General features: G+C 64.5%; 20 protein-coding genes. 14 read left to right on the top strand and 6 right to left on the bottom strand.

Annotated features, from left to right (window positions below; genetic code table 11):
• Positions 1–56 precede the first annotated feature (56 nt).
• On the bottom strand, positions 57–254 hold the full coding sequence (locus tag M4J40_RS03380) for a DUF1674 domain-containing protein (RefSeq protein WP_251752093.1): 198 nt from the start codon (positions 252–254) through the stop codon (positions 57–59).
• Positions 255–343: 89 nt separating this feature from the next.
• Here M4J40_RS03380 and htpX point away from each other — a divergent pair, with 89 nt between their 5' ends.
• From htpX to mbfA, 9 genes are all read left to right on the top strand, one after another.
• Entirely contained in the window at positions 344–1,324 is a 981-nt protein-coding gene (htpX, locus tag M4J40_RS03375) for a zinc metalloprotease HtpX (RefSeq protein WP_251752091.1), read from the top strand.
• Complete coding sequence (locus M4J40_RS03370; protein ID WP_251752089.1) at positions 1,321–2,763, top strand: RsmB/NOP family class I SAM-dependent RNA methyltransferase; 1,443 nt, start codon at positions 1,321–1,323, stop codon at positions 2,761–2,763. Before htpX ends, M4J40_RS03370 begins: the two co-directional genes overlap by 4 nt.
• Positions 2,764–2,876: 113 nt before the next feature.
• Positions 2,877–4,658 carry a heparinase II/III family protein gene (locus M4J40_RS03365; protein ID WP_251752087.1) on the top strand — a complete coding sequence of 594 codons (1,782 nt, stop codon included), beginning with the start codon at positions 2,877–2,879 and terminating at the stop codon, positions 4,656–4,658.
• Positions 4,659–4,774: 116 nt separating this feature from the next.
• Positions 4,775–6,364, top strand: a complete 1,590-nt coding sequence (gene purH / locus M4J40_RS03360; protein WP_251752086.1) for a bifunctional phosphoribosylaminoimidazolecarboxamide formyltransferase/IMP cyclohydrolase — start codon at positions 4,775–4,777, stop codon at positions 6,362–6,364.
• A 101-nt stretch (positions 6,365–6,465) separates the two neighbouring features.
• Complete coding sequence (locus tag M4J40_RS03355) at positions 6,466–6,750, top strand: PepSY domain-containing protein (protein ID WP_251752084.1); 285 nt, start codon at positions 6,466–6,468, stop codon at positions 6,748–6,750.
• Complete coding sequence (locus M4J40_RS03350; RefSeq protein WP_251752083.1) at positions 6,743–7,303, top strand: cytochrome b/b6 domain-containing protein; 561 nt, start codon at positions 6,743–6,745, stop codon at positions 7,301–7,303. Before M4J40_RS03355 ends, M4J40_RS03350 begins: the two co-directional genes overlap by 8 nt.
• Complete coding sequence (locus M4J40_RS03345; RefSeq protein ID WP_251752081.1) at positions 7,303–8,004, top strand: response regulator transcription factor; 702 nt, start codon at positions 7,303–7,305, stop codon at positions 8,002–8,004. Before M4J40_RS03350 ends, M4J40_RS03345 begins: the two co-directional genes overlap by 1 nt.
• The gene (locus M4J40_RS03340; protein WP_251752079.1) at positions 8,001–9,401 is read left to right on the top strand and encodes a HAMP domain-containing sensor histidine kinase; all 1,401 of its coding nucleotides are present in this window, start codon (positions 8,001–8,003) and stop codon (positions 9,399–9,401) included. Before M4J40_RS03345 ends, M4J40_RS03340 begins: the two co-directional genes overlap by 4 nt.
• 7 nt (positions 9,402–9,408) lie before the next feature.
• The gene (gene mbfA / locus M4J40_RS03335; RefSeq protein ID WP_251752077.1) at positions 9,409–10,386 is read left to right on the top strand and encodes an iron exporter MbfA; all 978 of its coding nucleotides are present in this window, start codon (positions 9,409–9,411) and stop codon (positions 10,384–10,386) included.
• 59 nt (positions 10,387–10,445) lie between these two features.
• On the opposite strand, the gene acs is transcribed toward mbfA, so the two are convergent.
• The 5 genes from acs to M4J40_RS03310 form a co-directional block, all read right to left on the bottom strand.
• Positions 10,446–12,389, bottom strand: a complete 1,944-nt coding sequence (acs, locus tag M4J40_RS03330) for an acetate--CoA ligase (RefSeq protein ID WP_251752075.1) — start codon at positions 12,387–12,389, stop codon at positions 10,446–10,448.
• A 175-nt stretch (positions 12,390–12,564) separates the two neighbouring features.
• Entirely contained in the window at positions 12,565–13,236 is a 672-nt protein-coding gene (locus M4J40_RS03325; protein WP_251752074.1) for a methyltransferase, read from the bottom strand.
• The gene (locus tag M4J40_RS03320; protein ID WP_251752073.1) at positions 13,233–13,646 is read right to left on the bottom strand and encodes an EVE domain-containing protein; all 414 of its coding nucleotides are present in this window, start codon (positions 13,644–13,646) and stop codon (positions 13,233–13,235) included. Before M4J40_RS03320 ends, M4J40_RS03325 begins: the two co-directional genes overlap by 4 nt.
• Before the next feature lie 31 nt (positions 13,647–13,677).
• Positions 13,678–13,962, bottom strand: coding sequence for a YciI family protein (locus M4J40_RS03315; RefSeq protein WP_251752072.1), 285 nt, complete (start codon positions 13,960–13,962; stop codon positions 13,678–13,680).
• Between the two features lie 246 nt (positions 13,963–14,208).
• Complete coding sequence (locus M4J40_RS03310; RefSeq protein ID WP_251752071.1) at positions 14,209–14,532, bottom strand: hypothetical protein; 324 nt, start codon at positions 14,530–14,532, stop codon at positions 14,209–14,211.
• 313 nt (positions 14,533–14,845) lie between these two features.
• Here M4J40_RS03310 and M4J40_RS03305 point away from each other — a divergent pair, with 313 nt between their 5' ends.
• The 5 genes from M4J40_RS03305 (at position 14,846) to pyc (ending at position 23,893) form a co-directional block, all read left to right on the top strand.
• Positions 14,846–15,370, top strand: coding sequence for a peptide deformylase (locus M4J40_RS03305; protein ID WP_251752070.1), 525 nt, complete (start codon positions 14,846–14,848; stop codon positions 15,368–15,370).
• A 55-nt stretch (positions 15,371–15,425) separates the two neighbouring features.
• Positions 15,426–16,217 carry a DeoR/GlpR family DNA-binding transcription regulator gene (locus M4J40_RS03300; RefSeq protein ID WP_251752069.1) on the top strand — a complete coding sequence of 264 codons (792 nt, stop codon included), beginning with the start codon at positions 15,426–15,428 and terminating at the stop codon, positions 16,215–16,217.
• A 219-nt stretch (positions 16,218–16,436) separates the two neighbouring features.
• Positions 16,437–17,996, top strand: a complete 1,560-nt coding sequence (locus M4J40_RS03295; RefSeq protein ID WP_251752068.1) for a glucan biosynthesis protein — start codon at positions 16,437–16,439, stop codon at positions 17,994–17,996.
• Complete coding sequence (mdoH, locus tag M4J40_RS03290) at positions 17,984–20,170, top strand: glucans biosynthesis glucosyltransferase MdoH (RefSeq protein ID WP_251752067.1); 2,187 nt, start codon at positions 17,984–17,986, stop codon at positions 20,168–20,170. Before M4J40_RS03295 ends, mdoH begins: the two co-directional genes overlap by 13 nt.
• Before the next feature lie 282 nt (positions 20,171–20,452).
• Positions 20,453–23,893 carry a pyruvate carboxylase gene (pyc, locus tag M4J40_RS03285; protein WP_251752066.1) on the top strand — a complete coding sequence of 1,147 codons (3,441 nt, stop codon included), beginning with the start codon at positions 20,453–20,455 and terminating at the stop codon, positions 23,891–23,893.
• Positions 23,894–23,913: the final 20 nt, after the last annotated feature.

Raw genomic sequence — 23,913 nt, 5'->3', positions numbered from 1 at the left:
GGAATGGGGCCAAACTGTGAAAGACGATCAGAGCTTCGTGATCGTTGGTCGAATAGCTAAAAGTCGGCCGCGATGCCCTTCACTTCCCAATCGCCATAGCGGGCAGGTTCGAGGCCACCTCGGCCGCCGATTTCCTTGGGCCGGCTTTCGCTGGCAAGGCGGCGGCGCTCCTCGGCTTCGGCGAGGGCACGGCGGGCGGCGGGTGACAATGTCTTCCCCGAGGCCGCTTGGGGCTTGTTCTCAATGTCGGTCATGGGCGCATCCTTGATGGAGGTTGGATAGCATACCATCTTGTCATTCGGAAAATCCGGATCAGCATATCAGCCGGAGACCGGAAGGACAGATGAACTTCTTCAAGACCTCCCTCCTCCTCGCCGCGATGACGGCGATCTTCATGGGCGTTGGCTACCTGATTGGTGGTCAGGGCGGCATGCTGATCGCGCTGGTGGTCGCCGCCGGCATGAACCTCTTCTCCTACTGGAACGCCGACAGGATGGTGCTGGCCATGCACCGCGCCCGTCGCGTCGACCGGGCCAGCGCGCCTGAGTATTACGGCATCGTCGAGCGGCTCGCCGCCAATGCCGGGCTGCCGATGCCGGCGGTCTACGTCATCGACAATCCGCAACCCAACGCCTTCGCCACGGGGCGTGATCCAGAGCACGCCGCCGTTGCCGCCACTACGGGTCTCCTGCAGATGCTCGATCGCGAAGAGATCGCCGGCGTCATGGCCCATGAACTCGCCCACGTGCAGAACCGTGACACGTTGACCATGACGGTGACGGCGACCATTGCCGGCGCCATCTCGATGTTGGCCAACTTCGGCCTGTTCTTCGGCTCGATGAACCGCGACAGCGAGAACCGGAGTCCTCTGGGCGGTATCGGCATACTTCTCGCCGCGATCGTCGCACCGCTCGCCGCGATGCTGGTGCAGATGGCCATTTCGCGGACGCGCGAGTATGCGGCCGATAGGCGCGGCGCCGAAATTTCCGGCAATCCGCTGGCGCTCGCCTCGGCCCTCGACAAGATCGCCGGCGCCGCGCATCGCGTGCCGAACATGACAGCGGAGCAAAATCCTGCTACGGCGCATCTGTTCATCATCAATCCGCTGTCCGGCGCCAGGATGGACAACCTGTTTTCGACCCACCCGGATACCGGCAACCGCATCCGCGCCCTGATGGCGATGGCGGATGGCGGTGGTTTCGGGCGGCGCAGCTCCGAACCCGTTGCGGATGGCCCCTGGGCCAACCCGCGTGGCTCGCGGGGCGGTCCGTGGGGTGGAGGCAGCTCCGTCGGACGGCCTTCAAACCGTGGACCCTGGGGATGACCGCAGACAACAATGGCCGCAAGGGCGGCGGGAAAACCGGCAATACGTTCAGGCCGGCACGCCCTCATGATGGCCAGAAGGGCGCGGCGTTCAAGGGTGGGCGTCCGCCCCAGGGTGGCCGGCGACCGCCACGGCCGCAGGGCATCGAGGCTCGTGCCGTTGCCGTGGGGCTGGTCGATGGCGTCCAGAAGGGCCGCCTTCTCGACGCGTTGCTCGACAAGGGTTCCGCCGCGGAGCGATATCAGCGCCTCGATCCACGCGATCGTGGTCTTGCCCGCGCCATCGTCGGCTATGCCTTGCGCCGCCACGGCCAGATCGAGGACGCGGTCGGCCGCTTCCTGACCCGGCCGCTTCCCGACGATGCCGGCACGTTGAAGGCGGTGATTGCCGTTTCCGCCGCCCAGATCATGTTCATGGACGTCGCCGACCACGCCGCCGTGGCGCTTGGCGTCGAGCTTGCCGGCGCCGACAAGGCGTCCGCGCCCTTCAAGGGCGTGGTCAATGCGGTCTTGCGCCGCGTCTCCGAGAACAAGGCGGCCATCCTCGCCGAACAGGACGCCATCACCCTCAACACCCCGGCCTGGTTGATGGAGCGCTGGAGCGGCAACTATGGGGCCGACGTCGCCCGCGACATCGCGGCGATGAATGCCCTGGAGCCGACGCTCGACCTTACCGTGAAGTCCGATCCGGACGGGTGGGCTGCCCGGTTGGGCGGGATCAAGCTCCCCAATGGCTCGGTGCGGCTTCCCGTTACCGGCGCGGTCGAGAAGATCGACGGTTACGAGGAAGGCGGCTGGTGGGTGCAGGATGCCGCCGCCACGCTGCCCGTCCATCTCCTGGGCGACGTCAAGGGCAAGAAGGTCGTCGACCTCTGCGCGGCGCCCGGCGGCAAGACCGCGCAGCTTGCCGCGCTTGGCGCCGACGTTACCGCCCTCGACGTGTCCTATCATCGCCTGCAGCGTCTTGAGCGCAACCTCTATCGGCTCGGTCTCAAGGCCAACCTCGTCAAGGCCGACGCCACCGAGTGGCTTGGCGGAACCTTTGACATGGTACTGCTCGACGCGCCCTGCACGGCGACCGGTACGCTGCGCCGCCATCCCGATGGGGCGGTGGGCAAGAAACCGGCCGACGTGACCGCGCTCGCCGCCGTGCAGCGCCGCCTGATCGATCAGGCGATCCGCATGCTGCGTCCGGGTGGCCTCCTCGTCTTTTCCACCTGTTCGTTGGAACCGGAAGAAGGACAGGACCAGATTCGCCGTCTCAGGTTGATCGAGGCGCCGCTCGACGTGGTGCCGGTGACGGCGGACGAGGTGTTCGGCTTGTCGGAGATCGTCACGCCGGAAGGGTTTGTCCGGACCCTGCCGTCGCACCTGAAGCTGGAAGATGCCCGGCTTTCCGGCCTCGATGGCTTTTTCGCCGCCCGCCTCCGTCGTCAGTGACGACGGTCGCCGGGGTTGGCCACCGACAAAATTGATCGGTTTCGCATACCACTTGGTAACCAAGGCGGGCGTCTCATGTCGTGATGAGCGCCTCCGGTTCGTCCGGAGGTCGAATGATTCTTGCTCCAGCACTGAAAGGGGGCCTGACGATGCGCGCACAAGTCGCCGGCACGGCCCGGCTGGTGCTGTTCGCCGGTGAACTGGCCCTGCGGCGCGCCGTGACGGCGCTCGAACGCGGTCCTTTCTCACGCTGGCGCTGGCCCGGCTCGACGCCCGAGCGGCTGGTCATCGCCCCGCAGGACATTCGCACCACCGACCCGACGATCGCCACCGACATCTACGCCGGTCTCTACGCCTTCGCCGGAAAGATGGTGGAGACGGGAGGACGCTCGCCCTTCGACATGCCGTCGCCGTCGGTCGAGTGGACGCGGGCACTGCACGGTTTCTCCTGGCTGAGGCATCTTCGGGCCGCCGAGAACGCGCTGGCCCGACAGAATGCCCGGGCCCTCGTTGCCGACTGGATTGCCCTCGAGGCCCACGCGCCGCCGGAGGCCTTCGAGACCGAGAACATGGCCAGGCGGGTCATCGCGTGGATCACCCAGTCGCCGCTGATCCTGAAAGATGCCGATCGTGCCTTCTACCGCCGCTTCCTGCGCTCGCTGGTGCGGCAGGTCCGCCGGTTGCGTGGCCGCCAGAGCGACACGGTCGACGGTTATCCGCGTCTTCTCGCCGCCGTGGCCGTCGGCGTCTTTGCCCTGTCCGCCGACAACCAGGGGCGGCTTGCCAGGCAAGCCGGACAGCGGCTCGAGCAGGAACTCAAGCGGCAGATCCTGCCGGATGGTGGTCACATCAGTCGCGACCCCTCGGTGATTGCCGATCTCCTGACCGATCTCCTGCCGCTGCGTCAGGCCTATTCCAATCGAGGCGTAAACCCGCCGCAGGCCCTGATCGTCGCCATCGACCGCATGATGCCGATGCTGCGCTTCTTCAGGCATTCCGACGGAAGCCTGCCGCATTTCAACGGCATGAGCGCCAGCCACGCCGGTCAGCTCGCGACGCTGAACGCCTATGACGACACGCACGGTCGGCCGGTGGAGAACGCCAGCCATTCCGGCTACCAGAGGCTCGAAGCGGGTGGCACGGTGATCCTGATGGATGCCGGCCCCATTCCGCCGGTTGGCGTCAGCCAGAGGGCGCATGCCGGTTGTCTCTCCTTCGAGATGTCCAGCGGGCCCAACCGCTTCATCGTCAATTGCGGCGCGGCCGACGACCCGCGCTGGCATTCGGCTGCCCGTTCGACGCCTGCCCATTCGACGCTCTCGTTGGAAGACATGTCTTCCGGCGCCTTCCTCGATACGTCGCGACTCGTTCGCCGGCTCGGTCCGGTGATGATCGACGGTCCGCGCCATGTGCCGGTGGTCCGCGAGGATCGCGACGACGTCATCGCCCTGGTGGCAAGCCATGACGGCTACTCGGGCCGGTTCGGAGCCATTCACGAGCGTCGGCTCGTCCTACGTATCGATGGCGGGGAGATCGTTGGTTCCGACCGCCTGAGCTTTGCCGGGCGAAAGCCGCGCCACGACCGCTTCGCCATCCGGTTCCACCTGCATCCGCTGATCCGGGCAACTCGCACGGCCGGTGGCGACGTGTTGCTCGTCGCTCCCGACGGTGAAGCCTGGACCTTCACCTGCGGCCTGATCGCCCCGGAGCTCGAGGACAGCGTGTTCCTGTCCGACACGCTCGGCCGCCGCAAGAGCCTGCAAATCGTCCTGCCGGGGCGAGCGCGGGTGACGCCGGAAGTGGCCTGGGCGATGACCCGTACCGCCGAGGGACAACGCGGCCGGGGGCGGGGGCGCGACCCCAAGCTTGGTCCGGATCTGTTCGGCGGGGGCTGATCGTCGGCTCTCGGCAGGAAAAGCGGCGATTGTCGACCCAAATCGATTGGGCGCGGGTTCCGCGCGGCGGCCATTCATGCTATCGCGCCGCCATCCCCTTTCCCGGAGACATCCCCATGGCTGGCCATCCTGATCGCGTCGCTCCAAAGCGCGCGCTGCTTTCCGTTTCCGACAAGACGGGCCTCGTCGAGTTCGCTCGCGCCCTCGCGGACCGTGGCGTCGAGTTGCTCACCACCGGCGGCTCGAAGAAGCTTCTGAGCGAGGCCGGCATCCCTGTCACGGAAGTCGCCGATTTCACCGGCTTCCCGGAAATCATGGATGGCCGCGTCAAGACGCTGCATCCCAAAGTGCATGGCGGTCTTCTCGCCGTCCGTGACGACGCCGGTCACGCCAAGGCGATGGCCGATCATGGCATCCAGCCGATCGACATCCTCGTGGTCAACCTCTACCCCTTCGAGGAGACGGTGGCTCGCGGCGCCGGCTATGAGGAGACCATCGAGAATATCGACATCGGCGGTCCCGCCATGATCCGCGCCGCCTCCAAGAACCACGCCTATGTGACGGTTCTGGTCGAGCCGGCCGATTACGAGGGTATCGTCGCCGAGATGGATCAGGGCGGCGTGACCTTCGATACGCGCCGTCGCCTGGCCGCCAAGGCCTATGCGCGCACCGGCGCCTATGACGCGGCGATTTCCGGCTGGTTCGCCAGTGTGCTGGGCGGCAAGACCGGCGATTTCGTCGCCGTCGGCGGCAAGCTTGCCGAGGACATGCGCTATGGCGAGAACCCGCACCAATGGGCTCGCTTCTACCGCTCCACGGAGATCCGGCCCGGCGTCTCCACGGCGACGCAGCTGCAGGGCAAGGTACTCTCCTACAACAACATCAACGACACGGACGCCGCCTTCGAGCTGGTGGCCGAGTTCGACAGGGCGGTGCCGGCCGTCGCCATCATCAAGCACGCCAACCCCTGCGGCGTCGCCACCGGCGCGACGCTGCTCGAAGCCTATACCAAGGCGCATCGCTGCGACCCGGTGTCGGCTTATGGTGGCATCGTGGCGCTCAATGGCACGCTCGACGCGGACACGGCCAAGAAGATCGTCGAGATCTTCACCGAAGTGATCATCGCCCCGTCGGCCACCGACGAGGCGATCGCCATCGTCGGCGCCAAGAAGAACCTGCGCCTGCTGGTCACCGGCGGTCTGCCCGATCCCAAGGCGCCCGGTCTCACGGCCAAGACGGTGGCTGGCGGTCTGCTCGTCCAGTCGCGCGACAATGGCGTCGTCACCGCCGCCGACCTCAAGGTGGTGACCAAGCGGGCGCCGACCGACGCCGAACTCGCCGACCTCCTGTTCGCCTTCAAGGTCTGCAAGCACGTCAAGTCCAACGCCATCGTCTACGTGAAGGATGGCGCAACCGCCGGCATCGGCGCCGGCCAGATGAACCGTGTCGATTCCGCGCGCATCGCCGCCATCCGGGCGGCCGAGGCGGCCGAGACGGCAGGGTTCAAGGACTCGCTGGCCAAGGGATCGGTCGTCGCGTCCGACGCCTTCTTCCCGTTTGCCGATGGTCTTGAATCGGCGATCGCCGCTGGCGCCACCGCCGCCATCCAGCCGGGCGGTTCGATCCACGACGCCGAGGTGATCGCCGCTGCCGACAAGGCCGGCATCGCCATGGTGTTCACCGGCATGCGTCACTTCAGGCACTGAGGCGCGACCCCTTCCTGCCGACAGGTGTTCGACAGGTTTCTCGACCCATGGTGAGCGGGCCGGCGCGATCGACGCGCCGGCCCGTTTTTCGAGGAACCCGCATGAAGACCTCTCTGATCGCTGTTGCCTTCGCCCTCGTTCTCACGCCCGTCGCCGCCTTTGCCGACGAAGACAGCGCCAGCTGCACCACCGCCGCCAAGGATACCTGGCTCAGCATCGATGCCATCAAGGCCAAGGCCGAGGCGGCCGGCTATAGCGACATCAAGAAAGTGAAGGTGGAAGGGACCTGCTATGAGGTCTACGCCTTCGACAAGAATGGCAAGAAGGCCGAGGTGCTGTTCGACCCGTCGACTGGCGAGAAGGCCGGTGACGAGGCGAATGGCTGACGTCATGTCCGAAACGTCCGTCGGCGGCGATGCGCCGCCGCGGACGATCCGGGTCTGGGATCCGGTCGTCCGCCTGTTTCACTGGACGGTGGTCACCGCCGTCTGTCTCAATCTTTTCATTCTGAAGCCCGGCCGCTTCTACCATCGCTACGCCGGGTATGTGGTGATCGGCGCCGTGTTGGTTCGGCTGTTCTGGGGGTTCGTCGGCTCCCGGCACGCCCGCTTCCGCGACTTCTTCCCAACGCCCTCCCGTCTTGTTCCCTATCTCAAGGCATTTCTTCGCGGCGAGGAAGCGCGTCATCTCGGGCACAATCCGGCGGCGGCGGTCATGATGCTGGCGCTGATGGGGCTGCTGCTCGCCACCGGTGCGACGGGCTGGATGATGACGCTCGACGCCTTCTGGGGAGAAGAGTGGCTCGAGGAGTTGCATGGGGGGCTTGCCAACGCCATCATGGTGCTGGCGCTGGTCCATGCGGCCGCTGCCATAGTCGAAAGCCTGCGCCACCGCGAGAATCTGGTCTGGTCGATGGTCACGGGCAGAAAGCGCGCCTGATGCGTCTTCTTCTCGTCGAGGACAGTGCCCGCCTCGCCGCATTGCTCGGAGAAGCCGTGCGCGAGGCTGGCTGGCGTCTCGACGCGGTCGGCACGATGGCCGAGGCGGAAGCGGCAATTGCCGTCACCGATTTCGACCTGATCCTGCTTGATCTCGGCCTGCCGGACGGCGACGGGCTTGAACTCTTGCGCGCCATACGTCGCGCCTCCGACGTGACGCCGGTCTTGATCCTTACTGCCCGCGGTACGGTGGAGGAACGCATTGCCGGTCTCGACGCCGGCGCCGACGATTATCTGGTCAAGCCATTCCATCATCGCGAGTTTCTGGCGCGTTGCCGAGCCATGCTGCGGCGGTCGCCGACGGCCTTGCAACCGGTGCTGGTCGCCGGTCGCCTGGCCTATGATCCAGCGGCGGCGCTGTTGACCGCCGACGGAACACCGATAGCGCTGCCGCCGCGCGAACGGGCGCTCTGCGAGACGCTGATGCGCGATATCGGCCGTCTGGTGCCGCGCCGCCGCCTCGAGACGACGCTGTCGGACTATGACAGCGAGCTGACCGCCAATGCGCTCGATTTGGCGGTGTCTCGCCTGCGCAAGCGGCTCGACGGTACCGGGAGCGGCGTTGAGATCGCCACGGTGCGTGGTCTTGGCTACCTGATGCGAGAGTGCTCTTCGGAGGGTGTCGACGAGGAGGCCCCATGAGCGGGCGCCGTCGCAAGCGTCTGGCTGGGCTGGTTGCCCGCCGTATTCTCGTCTTCGCACTGCTGGCCATGCTGTTGCAGGTGGCCATGGTCTTTGCCCGCTACTGGTTCGATGACGAGGAACTCGGCCATATCCTGGTCGAACGCGAGACCGAGGCAATTTCGGCTTCCGTCCATCGCGTGGCCGGTCTCCTGACTCTCGATCCGGACGCGCCGGTGCTCGACCGCTATATGGGCGATGTCGACGTCGACGACATGGATGCCGGAGATCATGCCGACGACGAGGTCGGCAATCATCCGCCGCCGGCCACTTTCGTGCGGATCCGGGGCGCGGATGGACGGGTCATCTACTCCAACTGTGGCGAGGAATGCGAAGAGCACTTCCTGCCGCCGCCGGGCAACGCGCCCGATTTCTGGCAGCGGGCGATCGAGCCCGGCAAGCCGCTCAGTGTCGCGGGGGGACGTGCCTTCGTCATTGATGGGGAACGTGTGCTCATCGATGTCGCCGTCCTGCACGACCCCGGCAACTTCCTCGGCTCGATTCTTACCCATGAGATGATCGATCACATGCTGGTGCCGATGGGGCTGATGCTGGTGCTGACCATTGGCGCTACCATTCTGTCGATCGGAGCGGCGCTTCGCCCGGTTTCCGCGGCGGCACAAGCGGCGGATGCCCTGGATCCCCGATCGCCAACATCTCTGTCGATCGATGAGGCGATGCCCTTGGAAGTCGCGGGCTTGGTGGAGGCGATCAACAGGCTGTTCGCCCGCACGGCCGAGATCATGGCGGCCCAGAAGGTGTTCTCGGCCGCCGTCGCCCATGAGATTCGAACGCCGCTCGCCGTGCTCCGTCTGGAGCTCGACCGGATCGCCGATCCCCGCGCCCGGCGGGCCGAGGCGGATATCGAGCGTCTCTTGCACATCCTCGAACAGTTGACCGCTCTTGCTCGCCTTGACGTGGTCGATGACGACGCCTTCGTCGAAACGGACCTCGCCGGTCTCGCCGCCGACGTGGTGGCGGACATGGCGCCTCTCGTCCTCGATCGAGGCGCAACCATCGCTTACGAAGGCGATGGCCCGGTGCCGAGGAGATTGGTACCTTCTCTGATACAGAACGTCGTGAGAAATCTGATAGAGAACAGTCTCAAGCACGCTGGTCGCGGCGTCGATATCGTCGTGGCGGTTGGCCTGGATGGCAGTCTCACTGTCTCCGACAACGGCTCTGGTTTTGTTCCCTGCGAGGTGCAGGGCGAGTTCGGTCGCGTGAAGAGGTCAGGATCGCTCGGTCTCGGTCTCACCATCGTCGAGCGGATCGCCGAACTGCACGGCGCGGCGCTTTCGGTTCGCTCCGCTCCGGGTGAAGGCTGCAGCGTTCACCTCGCCTTCGTCCACGAATGAGGAAAAGATGTTCAACTCACTTGGCAACCGACGCCGTTTCTCCGATCTCAACGAGCAGGAGATCCTGGCTCTCGCCATCTCCAGCGAGGAGGACGATGCCCGCATCTACGCGAGCTACGCCGAGAAGCTGCGCAAGGACTTTCCTGCGACGGCGGCGATGTTCGACGAGATGGTCAAGGATGAGGACGGGCACCGTCGCTTCCTGATCGCCGAGCATGAACGTCTGTTCGGCCCGGTGATCCCGCTGATCCGTCGTGAGCATGTAGCCGGCTATTATGCCCGCCAGCCTGTTTGGCTTGTCGAGAATCTCGGGGTCGAGCGCATTCGCGAGGAAGCGGCGCGCATGGAGGCGCAAGCCTACAAGTTCTACATCGAGGCGGCCAAGCGCGTTTCGGACGCCGGCGCCCGCCGTCTGCTCGGCGATCTCGCCGAGCAGGAACGCCATCACATGGAGGGCGCCGAGGCCGCGCGCGAAGAGAACGTCGGCCCCTCGGACGAGCAGGAAGAGGCGATGGTTGCCCGTCGCCAGTTCATTCTCACTTATGTGCAGCCGGGTCTTGCCGGTCTGATGGACGGTTCGGTGTCGACGCTGGCGCCGATCTTCGCCACCGCCTTCGTGACGCAAGACACCCACAAGACGCTGCTGGTGGCGCTGGCCGCTTCGGTCGGCGCCGGCATTTCCATGGGCTTCACCGAAGCGGCCCATGACGATGGCGTCATCTCCGGCCGCGGCTCGCCGATCAAGCGCGGGCTCGCCTCCGGCATCATGACGGCGATCGGTGGCCTCGGCCACGCCCTGCCTTATCTGATCCCGCACTTCTGGACCGCGACGTCGACCGCGCTCGCCATCGTGTTCGTCGAACTCTGGGCGATCGCCTGGATCCAGAACAAGTATATGGAAACGCCATTCTTCCGGGCGGTTCTGCAGGTCGTGCTCGGCGGCGCGCTGGTTCTCGGCGCCGGCATTCTGATCGGTGGCGGCTGATCTGCTTCGCCAACTGATTTTACGCGAAGTCGGGGCGGCGCGAGCCGCCCCTTTGCGCGTCAGGCGTGGCGATTCTGGCGGTGATCGATAAGGTCCGTCACCACGGACGGATCGGCCAGCGTCGACGTATCGCCGAGCGAGCCGAAATCGTCCTCGGCGATCTTGCGCAGGATGCGGCGCATGATCTTGCCCGAGCGCGTTTTCGGTAGCCCCACGGCGAACTGGATCTTGTCGGGGGAGGCGATCGGGCCGATTTCCCGTCTTACCCACTGGGTCAGCTCGGAGGCGAGCGTGTCGGTGGGCGCTTCTCCCTCCATCAGCGTGACATAGGCGTAAATGCCCTGTCCCTTGATGTCGTGCGGATAGCCGACGACGGCGGCTTCGGCCACCTTCGGATGCGCAACAAGTGCGCTTTCCACTTCTGCCGTCCCCATGCGATGACCGGCGACGTTGATGACGTCGTCGACACGGCCGGTGATCCAGTAGTAGCCGTCCTCGTCGCGGCGAGCGCCGTCTCCGGTGAAGTACATGCCCTTGTAGGCCGAGAAGTAGGTCTGCACGAAGCGATCGTGATCGCCGTAGACGGTGCGCATCTGGCCGGGCCAGCTCGTCAGAAGCACGAGATTGCCCTCGGCCGGACCATCCAGCACATTGCCGAGCGCATCGACGATGGCCGGTTCGACGCCGAAGAACGGTCGTGTCGCCGACCCCGGCTTAAGGCGCGTGGCGCCCGGCAGCGGCGTGATCAGGATGCCGCCCGTCTCGGTCTGCCACCAGGTGTCGACGATCGGGCAGCGGCCGTCGCCGACGACGCGGTGGTACCAGAGCCACGCTTCCGGATTGATCGGCTCGCCAACGGTGCCGAGAATGCGCAGAGACGATCGAGACGTGCTCTTCACCGCTTCCTCGCCGTGAGCCATCAACGATCGGATAGCCGTCGGCGCGGTGTAGAAGATCGTCACCTTGTGACGATCGATCACTTCCCAGAAGCGCGATGGGTTAGGATAGCTCGGCACGCCTTCGAACATCAGCGTCGTGGCGCCGTTGGCCAGTGGACCGTAGATCACGTAGGAGTGGCCGGTGACCCAACCGACGTCGGCGGTGCACCAGTAGACGTCGTCTTCGTGGCAGTCGAACACCCACTGATGGGTGAGAGAGGCGTAGACCAGATAGCCGCCCGTCGTATGCAGCACGCCCTTGGGGCTGCCGGTGGACCCTGACGTGTAGAGGATGAACAGCGGGTCCTCGGCGTTCATCGGCGAAACCGGACAGTCCGTGGCGATGCCTTTCGACGCCTCGTCATAATAGACGTCGCGCCCCTCCAGCATGTTGACCGGCTTGCCGGTTCGGCGCACCACCAACACCTTGGATACGTCGGGGCATTTTTCGAGCGCGGCGTCGACGTTGGCCTTGAGCGGAACCCGTCGACCGCCGCGTATGCCCTCGTCGGCCGTGATGACTATCGGGCTGCCTGCGTCGCGAATACGGCCGGCGATGCTGTCCGGAGAGAAACCGGCAAACACCGTCGAATGAATCGCGCCGATGCGGGCGACGGCCAGCATGGCAAAGGCGGCCTCGGGAATCATCGGAAGATAGATGGTGACGCGATCGCCGCGTCGAACGCCGGCTTCCTTCAGGACGTTGGCAAAGCGGCAAACCTCTTCCTGAAGCTCGCGATAGGTTATGGCCCGCTGCTCGGCGGGATCGTCGCCTTCCCAGAGGATCGCCACCTTGTCGGGCGTGCGGTCGGCATGGCGGTCGACGCAATTGTAGGCGGCATTGAGGATGCCGTCCTCGTACCAGCGGATCGATACGTGATGTGGATCGTAGGAGGTGTTCTTCACCCGCGTGAACGGCTTGATCCAGTCGAGGCGCCCGGCCATGGTCGCCCAGAACCCGTCGGGATCCTCGATGGAACGCTTGTAGAGCTCCAGGTACTTGTCATTGTCGATGAAGGCCGAAGCGGCAAGAGCCGCCGGCACCTCAAACACCTCACCGGTCATATGAAATCCTCCTCGCGTCAGGCCCTCCTCGGCCACACGCCCATCGATTCCAGTATGATCCGTCAAAACACGTAAATCCATTAGCCGCCCGGCTAATCGGCAACGCTTAGTGGTTCGACCGAGACATTTGCGTCAGCGTGACACAAGCCTCAGAGCAAATGTCAAATTCGCTCCACTAGTTGGTGGATCCGGGCCAGGTGAAGCGCCAGACGCGCGTCGTCCGGATGTCGCGGTCCTCGATGGCGCGAGAAACCGGCACGTCGTAGGTGGCCAGGGGGGCGACACCCATTGTGGGCAGGTAGGCTCGCCCTGGATCGCCGAACAGAACTGCCAGGCCCGCGTTTTGCGCGGCACGCAGGAACGGTTCGACGCGGGCAGCCATCGGTCTCTCGTAGAAAACGTCTCCGGCCAGAACAACATCGAAGTCGTCGGCGCCCCGGTCGAGATAGTCGATCTCCGGCGTCTCCACCTCGACGCCGTTGTCTGCGGCGTTGACCCGGATGGCGGCGCGAGCATAGGGGTCGATGTCGGCGGCAACCACCTTGCACGCGCCGGCAAGGCAGGCGGCGATGGCGACGATGCCGGAGCCGGAAGCGAAATCCAGTACGCGCTTGTCGCGCACGATTTCCCGATGATCGAGCAGATGACGGGCCAGTGCCTGACCACCGGCCCAGGCAAAGGCCCAGAAGGGTGGGGGCAATCCCATGCGGCCGAGATCAGCCTCGGTCGCCTGCCAGAGGCTTATCGCCTCATCGGCGAGCCGCAACCGCAGTTCCGGAACAAACGGCAGCGCTTGCGGCCGCGTTTCCCGCAGAACGAACGCGTGCTCGCGGGAAAGTTCGCTCAATTCTCAGCCATGGCGAGAACGGTCTCCCATTCGTCGTCCGTGACCGGCTGGACCGAAAGGCGCATCGAGGTGACGAGGCTCATCTTGGAAAGCGACGGCTCCGCCTTGATCTCGGCGAGCGTGACGGGGCGCTTGAGATCTCGAACCGCCCGTACGTCGACACAGTCCCAACGGGGATCGTCGGTCGTGCTGTCGGGATGAGAAAGCGCAATCACCTCGCAGATGCCGACGACGGCGAGGCCCTCATTGGAGTGGTAGAAGAAGCCCTGGTCGCCCAACTGCATCGCCCGCATGTTGTTGCGGGCAAGGTAGTTGCGCACGCCGTCCCATTCGGTGCCGGCTGGACCCTTTGCCTTGAGAGCGGCGAAGGAGAACTTGAAAGGTTCGGATTTGAATAGCCAGTGGGCCATGGGCGCTCCCTGCCGCTGCGTCTTTACGAACTCAGCCCGGCGCGCCGATCACCCATTTCCACGGCTTGATGTCGACGCTCTCGAACAGGCCGGCCCGTGCATAGGGATCCTCCGACAGCACCGTCTGCAACGTCTTGAGATCAACGGCCTCGGTGATCAGAAGGGAGCCGATCATGTTGCCTTCGTGATCGAGGTAGGGTCCTCCGACCAGAATGGTATCGGCGTTGGCCTTGACATATTCGAGATGAGCGGCACGGTTGGCCTGACGGACGGGTAGATGCCCGATCTTGTCGGTGCAACTGACGACATAATGCATGGTTCGCCTCGAACGCGACGATGGAATGAGGCTGACCCTAGAGCATTTCCCGGCCGGATGGAACCGTTCGATCGAAAGCTTGCACGGGGGAGCTTGCGATCGTTGCAGGGCAGCCCAACTCTCCGACCACGAAAGCAGGGGCCGTGAAAATGGCCCCGACGGAGGTGCCGTCGAGGCCATTTGGCAACCGGAGTAACTGAGGGCATCGTCTCTGGTCGTCCGCGTTACGACGGCCAGACCGGAGCGTCAGATCGCGACGAGATCCGGCACTGCCGAAGTCGGAGCCGAAACGCTGAGTGCGCGGGAGTAGGCGGCGCCGATGCCACTGATGATGCCGGGCGCGAAAACGTCGATCACTTCCGAACGGACTCGGGAGGCGTAGTCTCCGGCGGCGGACAAGAAGGTGAGCGGCGGGAACACGAGGGTCCGCTCGGCGGAGCTGACGGTCGGCGCTGACATGGCGGCCATCACGACAGACTTCGGAACGTTCATGCTGAAGGCGGAAGCGCCGGTGGAGGAGGCGGCGACGAGGAGGGAGGCAAAAGCCGCGGCGACAAGAAAGCGTTTCATATTGCAGGACTCCGGAACGCGATTGCCTGCTTTCTATCAGGGCCGGTTGAAGGCCCGGTTCCGAGATGAATCGCAATTTTTTCCTTTTCGGCAGGCTTTCGTTAACCTGCTCCGTGCCCATATTTACGCTTCATTCACCGTATCGGAGCCGGGTTTACAGTAATTTTTTGGAAACGGCGGGTCTCCGGGCTTTTTGCGGTGAACGGGCGTTAGGAAGTGTGAACAACTCGTCCGGCCTAAATACTACAACGTATGAATTCTCTCTCCTTAGTGGTGGTAAGGCTTTGTTGACGCTGACTAGAGATTTCAAGCCATGAAGCCGTCGACGCTTTTGACTTACCCCGATGCGCGGCTGCGGTCGGTTGCCGATCCGGTGGAGGTCTTTGATGATGGGCTCGCGGAGCTTGCCGGCGATCTCGTTGCTGCCGTCGAGGCTGCGCCGGCCATTGGTCTGGCCGCGCCGCATATCGGCGTTCTTCGGCGGGTCATCGCCGTGCGGCCTTCGGGCGGGGCGGGCGTTCGCGTTTATGTCAACCCGCTGATCGATTGGGCTTCCGTCGAAACGATGGCCAACGAGGAAGGCTCGGTCGCCATGCCCGGCGTCAGTGCCGAAATCGAGAGGCCACGGTGCGTGCGTGTCGTCTACTCCGACCTCGATGGTCGCCAGGGTATCGAAGAGGCGGAGGGCTTCCACGCCGCCGTGCTGCAGCATGAGATCGATCAGCTCGACGGCATATTCTGGATAGACCGATTGTCTCGCCTGAAAAGAGAGCGACTACTCAAGCGTTTTCGGAAGCTCGGCGGTCGAACCTCGCCATCTGCCTTTTTGTCGCCGTGAGTTTCCCGCATTCGTCGCTAGACTGCGCGCGCGAACCGTCTGCCCCGAGAGAGTTATGCTGATCGACCGCCAACATGCCATCCTGGATCTTGCCCGCGAGGTCGGCCGTGTGCTGGTCGACGACCTCGCGACGCGCTTCGAGGTGTCGCCGCAAACCATCCGCAAGGACCTCAACGAGCTTTGTGACCGCCGGCTGCTGGCTCGCGTGCATGGCGGAGCGGTGCTCGCATCGACGGTGAAGAATGTCGGCTATGAGGCGCGGCGACAGATTTCCGCCGTCGAGAAGCGGGCGATCGGTGAGGCCGCCGCCGAGCTCGTGCCCAACGATGCGTCGCTGTTCATCAACATCGGCACCACCACCGAAGCGGTGGCGCAGGCCTTGCTGCAGCATTCCGGCCTGATGGTGATCACCAACAACATCAATGTGGCTAACCTGATGCGCGCCTATTCGGGCATCGAGGTCGTGATCGCCGGCGGTCAGGTACGCCACTCCGACGGCGGCATCGTCGGCGAGGCGGCCGTGGATTTCATCCGCCAGTTCAAGGTGGATTTCGCCATCATCGGCACGTCGGCCATCGACGAGGATGGGGCGCTGTTCGATTACGACTTCCGCGAGGTGAAGGTGGCTCAGGCAATCATCGCCAATGCCCGCCGGGTGATCCTGGTGGCCGACGAGACCAAGTTCGAGCGGACGGCGCCTGTCAGGATCGGCTCGGTCGATCAGGTGGATGTGTTCGTGACCGATCGCTGCCCTCGGGAGGGTGTTCGGCGCCTCTGCGCGGAGGCCGAAGTGGAGCTCATTGAGACCGCGTCCGGTCATGGCGGGCATGCGGGCGAGGATGTATAATTTCGATGGTCGGCGGCGTATGGTTCTATGCACCAACGTGCCGGTCTGGTATCCACATGACATGTTGGAAACCAACGGGTAACAGGGCATTTTCGGGGCATCGGACGAGCTGGCGCCGCGCGCTTCACGGCGTGACGGGAACCTTGTGTTTCGTCCCTGTTCCCACGCCCATAGTGAATGACGAGTGGAGCCGCTGTGGACCTTTCTGACGGGAATCCCATGATCGATCGCCGCGATTTTCTTGCCCGGGCGCTGACGGCGGTGGGTGCCGTCGTGGTTGCGACCGGGGTTCCGGCTGCGGCGCGGGCGGCAACGCTGCAACATCAGTTTGCCGTGACCGGACCGTTCACCCGATCGACCGTGGCCGAGATTGCGCGTGCTCTCTCCAAGAAGCCTTACGAAGCACCGGACACCAGTCTGCCGCCGATCCTCGAGAACCTCACCTACGACCAGTATCGCGATATCCGATTCCGTCCGGAAACGGCCATCTGGGCCGACAAGGGCTTGCCCTACCAGATGCAGCTTTTCCATCGCGGCTCCTACTTCAAGGAGCCGGTCGAGATAGCGCTCGTCGAGAATGGTCAGGCGACTCACGTTCCCTACGATCCCAACCTGTTCAACTATGGACCCTTGGTGCCGCAGCCGATTCCATCGGAGGATATCGGTTTCTCGGGTTTCCGCCTGCACTCGCCGCTCAACAAGCCCGACGTGTTCGACGAGGTGCTGGTCTTCCAAGGCGCCAGCTATTTCCGCTCGCTGGGCAAGGATGAGGTCTACGGCCTGTCGGCGCGCGGTCTTGCTCTCAAGACCGCCGATCCGGAGGGCGAGGAGTTCCCCTTGTTCCGCGCCTTCTGGGTGGAGACGCCGACGGCCGGCTCGGACACCTGTGTCGTCAACGCTCTGCTCGACAGTCCTTCCGTATCGGGCGCCTATCGGTTCACCATTCGCCCTGGCCTGCCGACAACCATCGACGTCGAGGCTCAGCTGTTTCCGCGCGCCGATCTCAGCAAGGTCGGTCTTGCTCCGGGAACGTCGATGTTCTTCTTCTCGGCCAACGGCCGTACCGACATCGACGACTTCCGGCCGGAAGTACATGATTCCGACGGCTTGCTCATGGTGACCGGCCGTGGCGATCGTTGGTGGCGTCCGCTCGCCAATCCCAAGGAACTGCAGATCTCGGCCTTCCAGGATCGCAGTCCGCGCGGGTTCGGGCTTATCCAGCGCGATCGCAACTTCGACTCCTACCAGGATCTCGAGGCTGCCTACCAGAAGCGACCGTCACTCTGGATCGAGCCGGTGGGCGACTGGGGCGCCGGCGCAGTGACCTTGGTCGAGATCCCGACCAACTCGGAGATCCATGACAACATCGTCGCCTACTGGGCGCCGCAGGACAAGATCCCGGCCGGTACCGAGTTCTTCTTCGCTTATCGCCTGTTCTGGGGCGGCGACCCCGCCCTGGGCTCTGGTGCGGCCTACGTCACCGCGACACGGTCGGGCAGGGCGGGTGTCGGCGGTCCGACGCCGGTTCGGCTGTTCGTCATCGACTACGGCTTCTTCGAAGGCGTCGATCCGGCCAAGCTCGGCGCCGCCAAGGCGTCGGTCCAGGCTTCCAAGGGCACGGTGAAGAACATCGTCGTCGTCAACAACTCCGAAACCGGTGGGGTGCGGCTCAGCTTCGAACTGGATCCGCAGAACGAGACGCTGATCGAGCTGACCGCGACGCTTGCCTTCGATGGCGGGCAGACGGCCGAGACCTGGGCGTTCAGATGGACAGCATAGTTCGCGATGTCGCCGTCAACGGGCGATACGCACCAGGCATGCCTCCGGAAAAGCCGGCGGACATGCCGGCTCAGGATCTTCGACGGTTTAGCCGGAAGAGCCGCCGGCGTCTGGTAAACCCTGAGAGCCGGTCGTCGTTCCTGAAGCGCTTCGCGGTGATCGGCGGTACGGCGGCCTTGCTGGCCTACGCGTTCAACGAGATGTATGCGGTGCTTGCGCTCGGCGACCTCACGCCGATCGAGCGCGTGGTGCTGGTTCTCTTCACCGTGACCTTCGCCTGGATCGCCCTGTCGTCTGTGGCTGCGGTGTTCGGCTTCCTCAAGCTGGTTGGTCGGCGCTTCGCCCAACCGGGGCCTGTGTCGGACGAGCCTCTGCGCAAGCGGACGGCCATGCTGATGCCGACCTACAACGAGGACCCGTCGCGAATCTTCGCCGCCATCGAGGCAATGGCCCGCGACGTCGAGTCGCTCGGTCAGAGCCATGCCTTCGACTGGTTCGTGCTGGCCGACACCACAGACCCGGAGGTGGTGCTTCAGGAGGAAGCGGCGCTCCTGGCCGCGCGCGAGCGCATCGGCAGCTTTACCCGCGTCTACTACCGTCGCCGGCGCAACAACACAGCCAAAAAGGCCGGTAACGTCGGCGATTTCTGCAAACGTTGGGCAAGCGCCTACGATCATCTCTTGGTGCTCGACGCCGACAGCCTGATGGAAGGACGGACGATCGTCGAGCTGGCGCGCCGGATGGAAGCCGACCCGGACGCCGGTCTCATCCAGACCATCCCGACGCTGGTCAACGGCACGACGGTGATGGCCCGGCTGCAACAGTTCGCCGGGCGGGTCTACGGACCGGTGGTCGGAACCGGCCTTTCCTGGTGGGTGCAGAAGGAAGGCAACTTCTGGGGTCATAATGCAATCATTCGCACGGAAGCGTTCCTGAACTCCGCCGGCCTGCCCGAGCTCAGCGGCAAGCCGCCGTTCGGTGGCCACATCATGAGCCACGATTTCGTCGAGGCGGCGCTGATCCGTCGCGCCGGTTGGAACGTCATCATCGCCGACGATCTTCCCGGCTCCTACGAGGAAAGCCCGCCGTCGCTTGTAGACCTGGCCATTCGTGACCGCCGCTGGTGCCAGGGCAATCTGCAGCACCTGAAGGTGATCGGGGGGCGAGGTCTTCACTGGGTGTCGCGCTCGCATATCCTCACGGGCATCATGAGCTACCTTGCCTCACCGCTCTGGCTGCTCCTGATCCTGTCCGGTCTGGCGCTGACCTTGCAGGCCCATTACATCAGGCCCGAATATTTCAAGGACGAGTTCCAGCTGTTCCCGTCGTGGCCGCGCATCGACGCCGAACGAGCGCTTGCCTTGTTCACGCTGACGATGGGTGTTCTGTTCCTGCCGAAAGTCCTCGGGCTTTTGGCATTCTTCTTCAACTCTCGGGATCGCAAGGCAGCTGGCGGCTTCCTGGGCCTCATCCTGTCGTTCATTTTCGAGGTGATCGTGTCGGCACTGGTTGCGCCGATCATGATGCTGATCCAGACCGGCGCGGTCACCGAGATCGTGTTGCACCGCGACGCCGGGTGGAAGCCGCAGCGGCGCGACGACGGCGGCCTGCCGATCGGTGACCTTGTCGTTCGTCACCGTTGGCACGTGCTGGCGGGTCTGGCTCTCGCCTGGGCGGCGATTGCCGACAGCTGGGTGCTGTTTGCCTGGTTGTCGCCGGCCATTCTCGGCATGGTGTTCGCCGTGCCGATCTCCGGCCTTACCGGCTCCACTGCCGTGGGGCGCTTCGTCAAGTGGTTGGGTCTTCTTCGCATCCCCGAGGAGCGTCTTCGTCCCGGCATCCAGGGGCGCATGGACGAGGCCCGCCCGGCCTATATCGAAGCGGTGGCCGCCACGCCGAGTCTCGTCGACATTGTCGCCGATTCCAATCTCCTGATGCAGCACCTGGCGCTGGTCGACCGCATGGCGCCGCGTCCGCCCGGACGCGTGGATCCGGTGTCGGCCCTGGCCTTGGCCAAGATTGGCGAAGCCGAGACGATAGAGGAGGGCGTTTCCTTCCTTGATACGAAGGAGCGGGCGACGCTGATCGCCACGCCTCGCATTCTCGAAGCGCTGGCTCAGAAGCCGGTCAACCGTCAGGCTCTTGCAGCACAAGGCGAGACGCGGTCCGCCTGAGCGAGGCGGTGGCGATCAGCCACCATCGCCATGCACACTGGAGGAAGCCGCCATGCATGTTCTGCATGGCCTATTCCTCCTGCGACTGGAACATGATGCGTCCAGGCGCCGTAAGTGACCATGATAGCTCGTAAATCTAAATCGGTTTGATCGCGTCGCCATCGGTCGACGCTTTTTCGCTTCACCCAAAGGACGAGGCCAAAAAGCCTCGTCGGGATATGACATTAGCCTTCAAGCCGTGCTAGGGAAGCCGCCGACGTAGTTTCACGTATGGAGCTTGCCGTGCCGATCACCAAGGTGCTTGTCGCCAATCGATCCGAAATCGCCATCCGCGTTTTTCGCGCCGCCAATGAGCTCGGTCTGAAGACGGTTGCCGTCTTTGCCGAGGAGGATCGGCTGGCGCTGCACCGCTTCAAGGCCGATGAGGCCTACCAGATCGGCGCCGGGTTGGGGCCGATCGAGGCCTATCTCAGCATTCCCGAGATCTTGCGGGTCGCCAAGGAGTCCAAGGCCGACGCCATTCATCCCGGTTACGGCCTCCTGTCGGAAAGCCCGGAGTTCGCCGAGGCCTGTCGCGACGCTGGAATCATCTTCATCGGTCCGTCGCCGGAAACCATGCGTCAGCTCGGCAACAAGGTGGCGGCGCGCAATCTCGCCATCGAGGCTGGCGTTCCGGTGATGCCAGCCACCGATCCGCTGCCCGACGACATGGAAATCGTCAAGGCGGAGGCCAAGCGCATCGGTTACCCGGTGATGCTGAAGGCCTCGTGGGGCGGTGGCGGTCGCGGCATGCGCGTCATTCGCGACGAGGCGACGTTGCTGCGCGAGGTGGTGACCGCCAAGCGCGAGGCGATGGCAGCCTTCGGCAAGGACGAGGTCTATCTCGAGAAGCTGGTGGAGCGGGCCCGCCACGTCGAGGTGCAGATCCTCGGTGATACCCATGGCAACATCGTCCACCTCTTCGAACGTGACTGCTCGGTGCAGCGGCGCCACCAGAAGGTCGTCGAGCGGGCGCCGGCGCCCTACCTCACCGATGCCCAGCGCGATGAAATCACCAGCTATGGCGTCACCATCGCCAAGGCCGCCAGCTATTACGGCGCCGGCACCGTCGAGTTTCTGATGGATGCCGACAGCGGCGCCTTCTATTTCATCGAGGTCAATCCGCGCATCCAGGTCGAGCACACCGTTACCGAGGAGGTGACCGGCATCGATGTGGTGCGCGCCCAGATCCGCATCCTCGAAGGCTTCGAGATCGGGACACCCGAATCGGGCGTGCCAGAGCAGGAGGAGATTCGCCTGCACGGTCATGCGCTGCAGTGCCGCGTCACCACCGAGGATCCCGAGCAGAACTTCATCCCCGACTATGGCCGCATCACCGCCTATCGCGGAGCCACCGGCTTCGGCATCCGTCTCGACGGTGGCACCGCCTACGCCGGCGCGGTGATCACCCGTTTCTACGATCCTCTGCTGGAGAAGGTTACCGCCTGGGCGCCCACCCCGATCGAGGCGATCAACCGCATGATGCGGGCGCTGCGCGAGTTCCGTATTCGCGGTGTCGCAACCAACCTGACCTTCCTCGAGAGCATCATCTCGCATCCGAAGTTCCAGCAGAACCGCTACACCACCCGTTTCATCGACGAGACGCCGGAGTTGTTCCAGCTGGTGAAACGCAAGGACCGGGCGACCAAGCTTCTGACCTATATCGCCGACGTTTCCGTCAACGGTCATCCGGAAACCCGCAATCGTCCGCAGCCGGGCGAAGGGCCGAAGCCGGTGGTTCCAACCTTCTCCGGCGGCATCACACCCGGCACCCGCGACCTTCTGGCCTCGCGCGGACCGGAGGCGCTCGCCAAGTGGATCCGCGAGCAGAACAATGTTCTGGTCAGCGACACCACCATGCGCGATGGTCACCAGTCGCTGCTGGCGACGCGCATGCGTACCCACGACATGGCCAACATCGCCGAGGCCTATGCGCGCGGCTTGCCGGGCCTGTTCAGCCTGGAGTGCTGGGGCGGCGCCACCTTCGACGTGGCCATGCGTTTTCTCACCGAGGATCCTTGGGAACGCCTCGCCAAGATTCGCGACAAGGCGCCCAACATCCTGATGCAGATGCTGCTGCGCGGGTCCAACGGCGTCGGCTACAAGAACTATGCCGACAACGTCGTCCGCCAGTTCGTGCAGCAGGCCGCCGCGAGCGGCGTCGATGTGTTCCGTGTGTTCGATTGCCTCAACTGGATCGACAACATGCGCGTCTCCATGGATGCCGTGCTCGACCAGGGCAAGGTGCTTGAGGCGGCCATCTGCTACACCGGCGACATCCTCGACCCCGATCGCGCAAAGTACGACCTCAAGTACTATGTCGGCATGACGCGAGAGCTGGAGCACGCCGGCGCCCATATCATCGCCATCAAGGACATGGCCGGTTTGCTGAAGCCGGCGGCGGCCCGTGTGCTGTTCCGGGCGATGCGCGAGGCCACCGATCTGCCGATCCACTTCCACACCCACGACACCTCCGGCATCGCCGCCGCGTCGGTGCTGGCAGCGGTGGAGGAGGGCGTCGACATCATCGACGCCGCCATGGATGCCTTCTCCGGAAACACCTCGCAGCCCTGCCTCGGGTCGATCGTCGCGGCGCTCGAGGGTGGCCCTCGGCCGACCGGCCTCGATCAGCAGGCCATTCGCCGCATCTCCTTCTACTGGGAGGCGGTGCGTCACAAGTATGCTGCTTTCGAGAACGATCTGAAGGGACCGGCGTCGGAGGTCTATCTCCACGAGATGCCGGGTGGCCAGTTTACCAACCTCAAGGAACAGGCCCGTGCTCTCGGCCTCGAGACGCGCTGGCACGAGGTGGCAAAGATGTATGCCGACGTCAACCGGATGTTCGGCGACATCGTCAAGGTGACCCCGTCGTCGAAGGTCGTGGGCGACATGGCGCTCTTGATGGTCTCCTCGGCGCTTACCCCGGAGGACGTGCTCGATCCGGAGAAGGACGTCGCCTTCCCCGATTCCGTGGTTGAGATGTTCCACGGCGATCTCGGACAGCCGCCGGGAGGTTGGCCCAAGGATCTTCAGGCCAAGATCCTGAAGGGGGCCGAACCCATCACCGTGCCACCGGGCTCGTTGATTCCGCCGGTTGACCTCGAGGCGGCGCGCACCGAGTTGACCGAGAAGCTCTCCTGGACGCCGACCGACCAGGATCTCGCCAGCTACCTCATGTATCCCAAGGTGTTCCTCGACTTCGCCAAGTCGCAGGAGACCTACGGGCCAACCTCTGTCCTGCCGACTCCGGTCTATTTCTACGGCATGCAGGCTGGCGACGAGCTCAACATCGAGCTCGAACGCGGCAAGTCGCTCGTCTTGATCTGCCAGGCGATCGGCGAGCCGGACAACGAGGGCATGGTGCGGGTGTTCTTCGAGCTCAACGGCCAGCCGCGCATGGTGCGGGTACCCGATCGGTCGAGCGCCGCGTCGGTGCAGGCACAGCGCCGGAAGGCCGATGCCGGCGATCCTGGCCATGTGGCGGCGCCGATGCCCGGCGTCGTGTCGACGCTGGCCGTGAAGCCGGGACAGGTTGTGAAGGCGGGCGACGTTCTGCTGTCGATCGAGGCGATGAAGATGGAAACGTCCATCCACGCCGAACGCGACGGCACCGTCACCGAGGTTCTTGTCGCCGCTGGCGCCCAGATCGATGCCAAGGATTTGTTGGTGGTGCTCGGCGAGTAAGGTCAGAGATCTTGGCTGCA

Source organism: Pleomorphomonas sp. JP5 (assembly GCF_023721815.1).
GTDB lineage: Bacteria > Pseudomonadota > Alphaproteobacteria > Rhizobiales > Pleomorphomonadaceae > Pleomorphomonas.
This window is presented reverse-complemented; position numbering and strand designations above follow the sequence as displayed.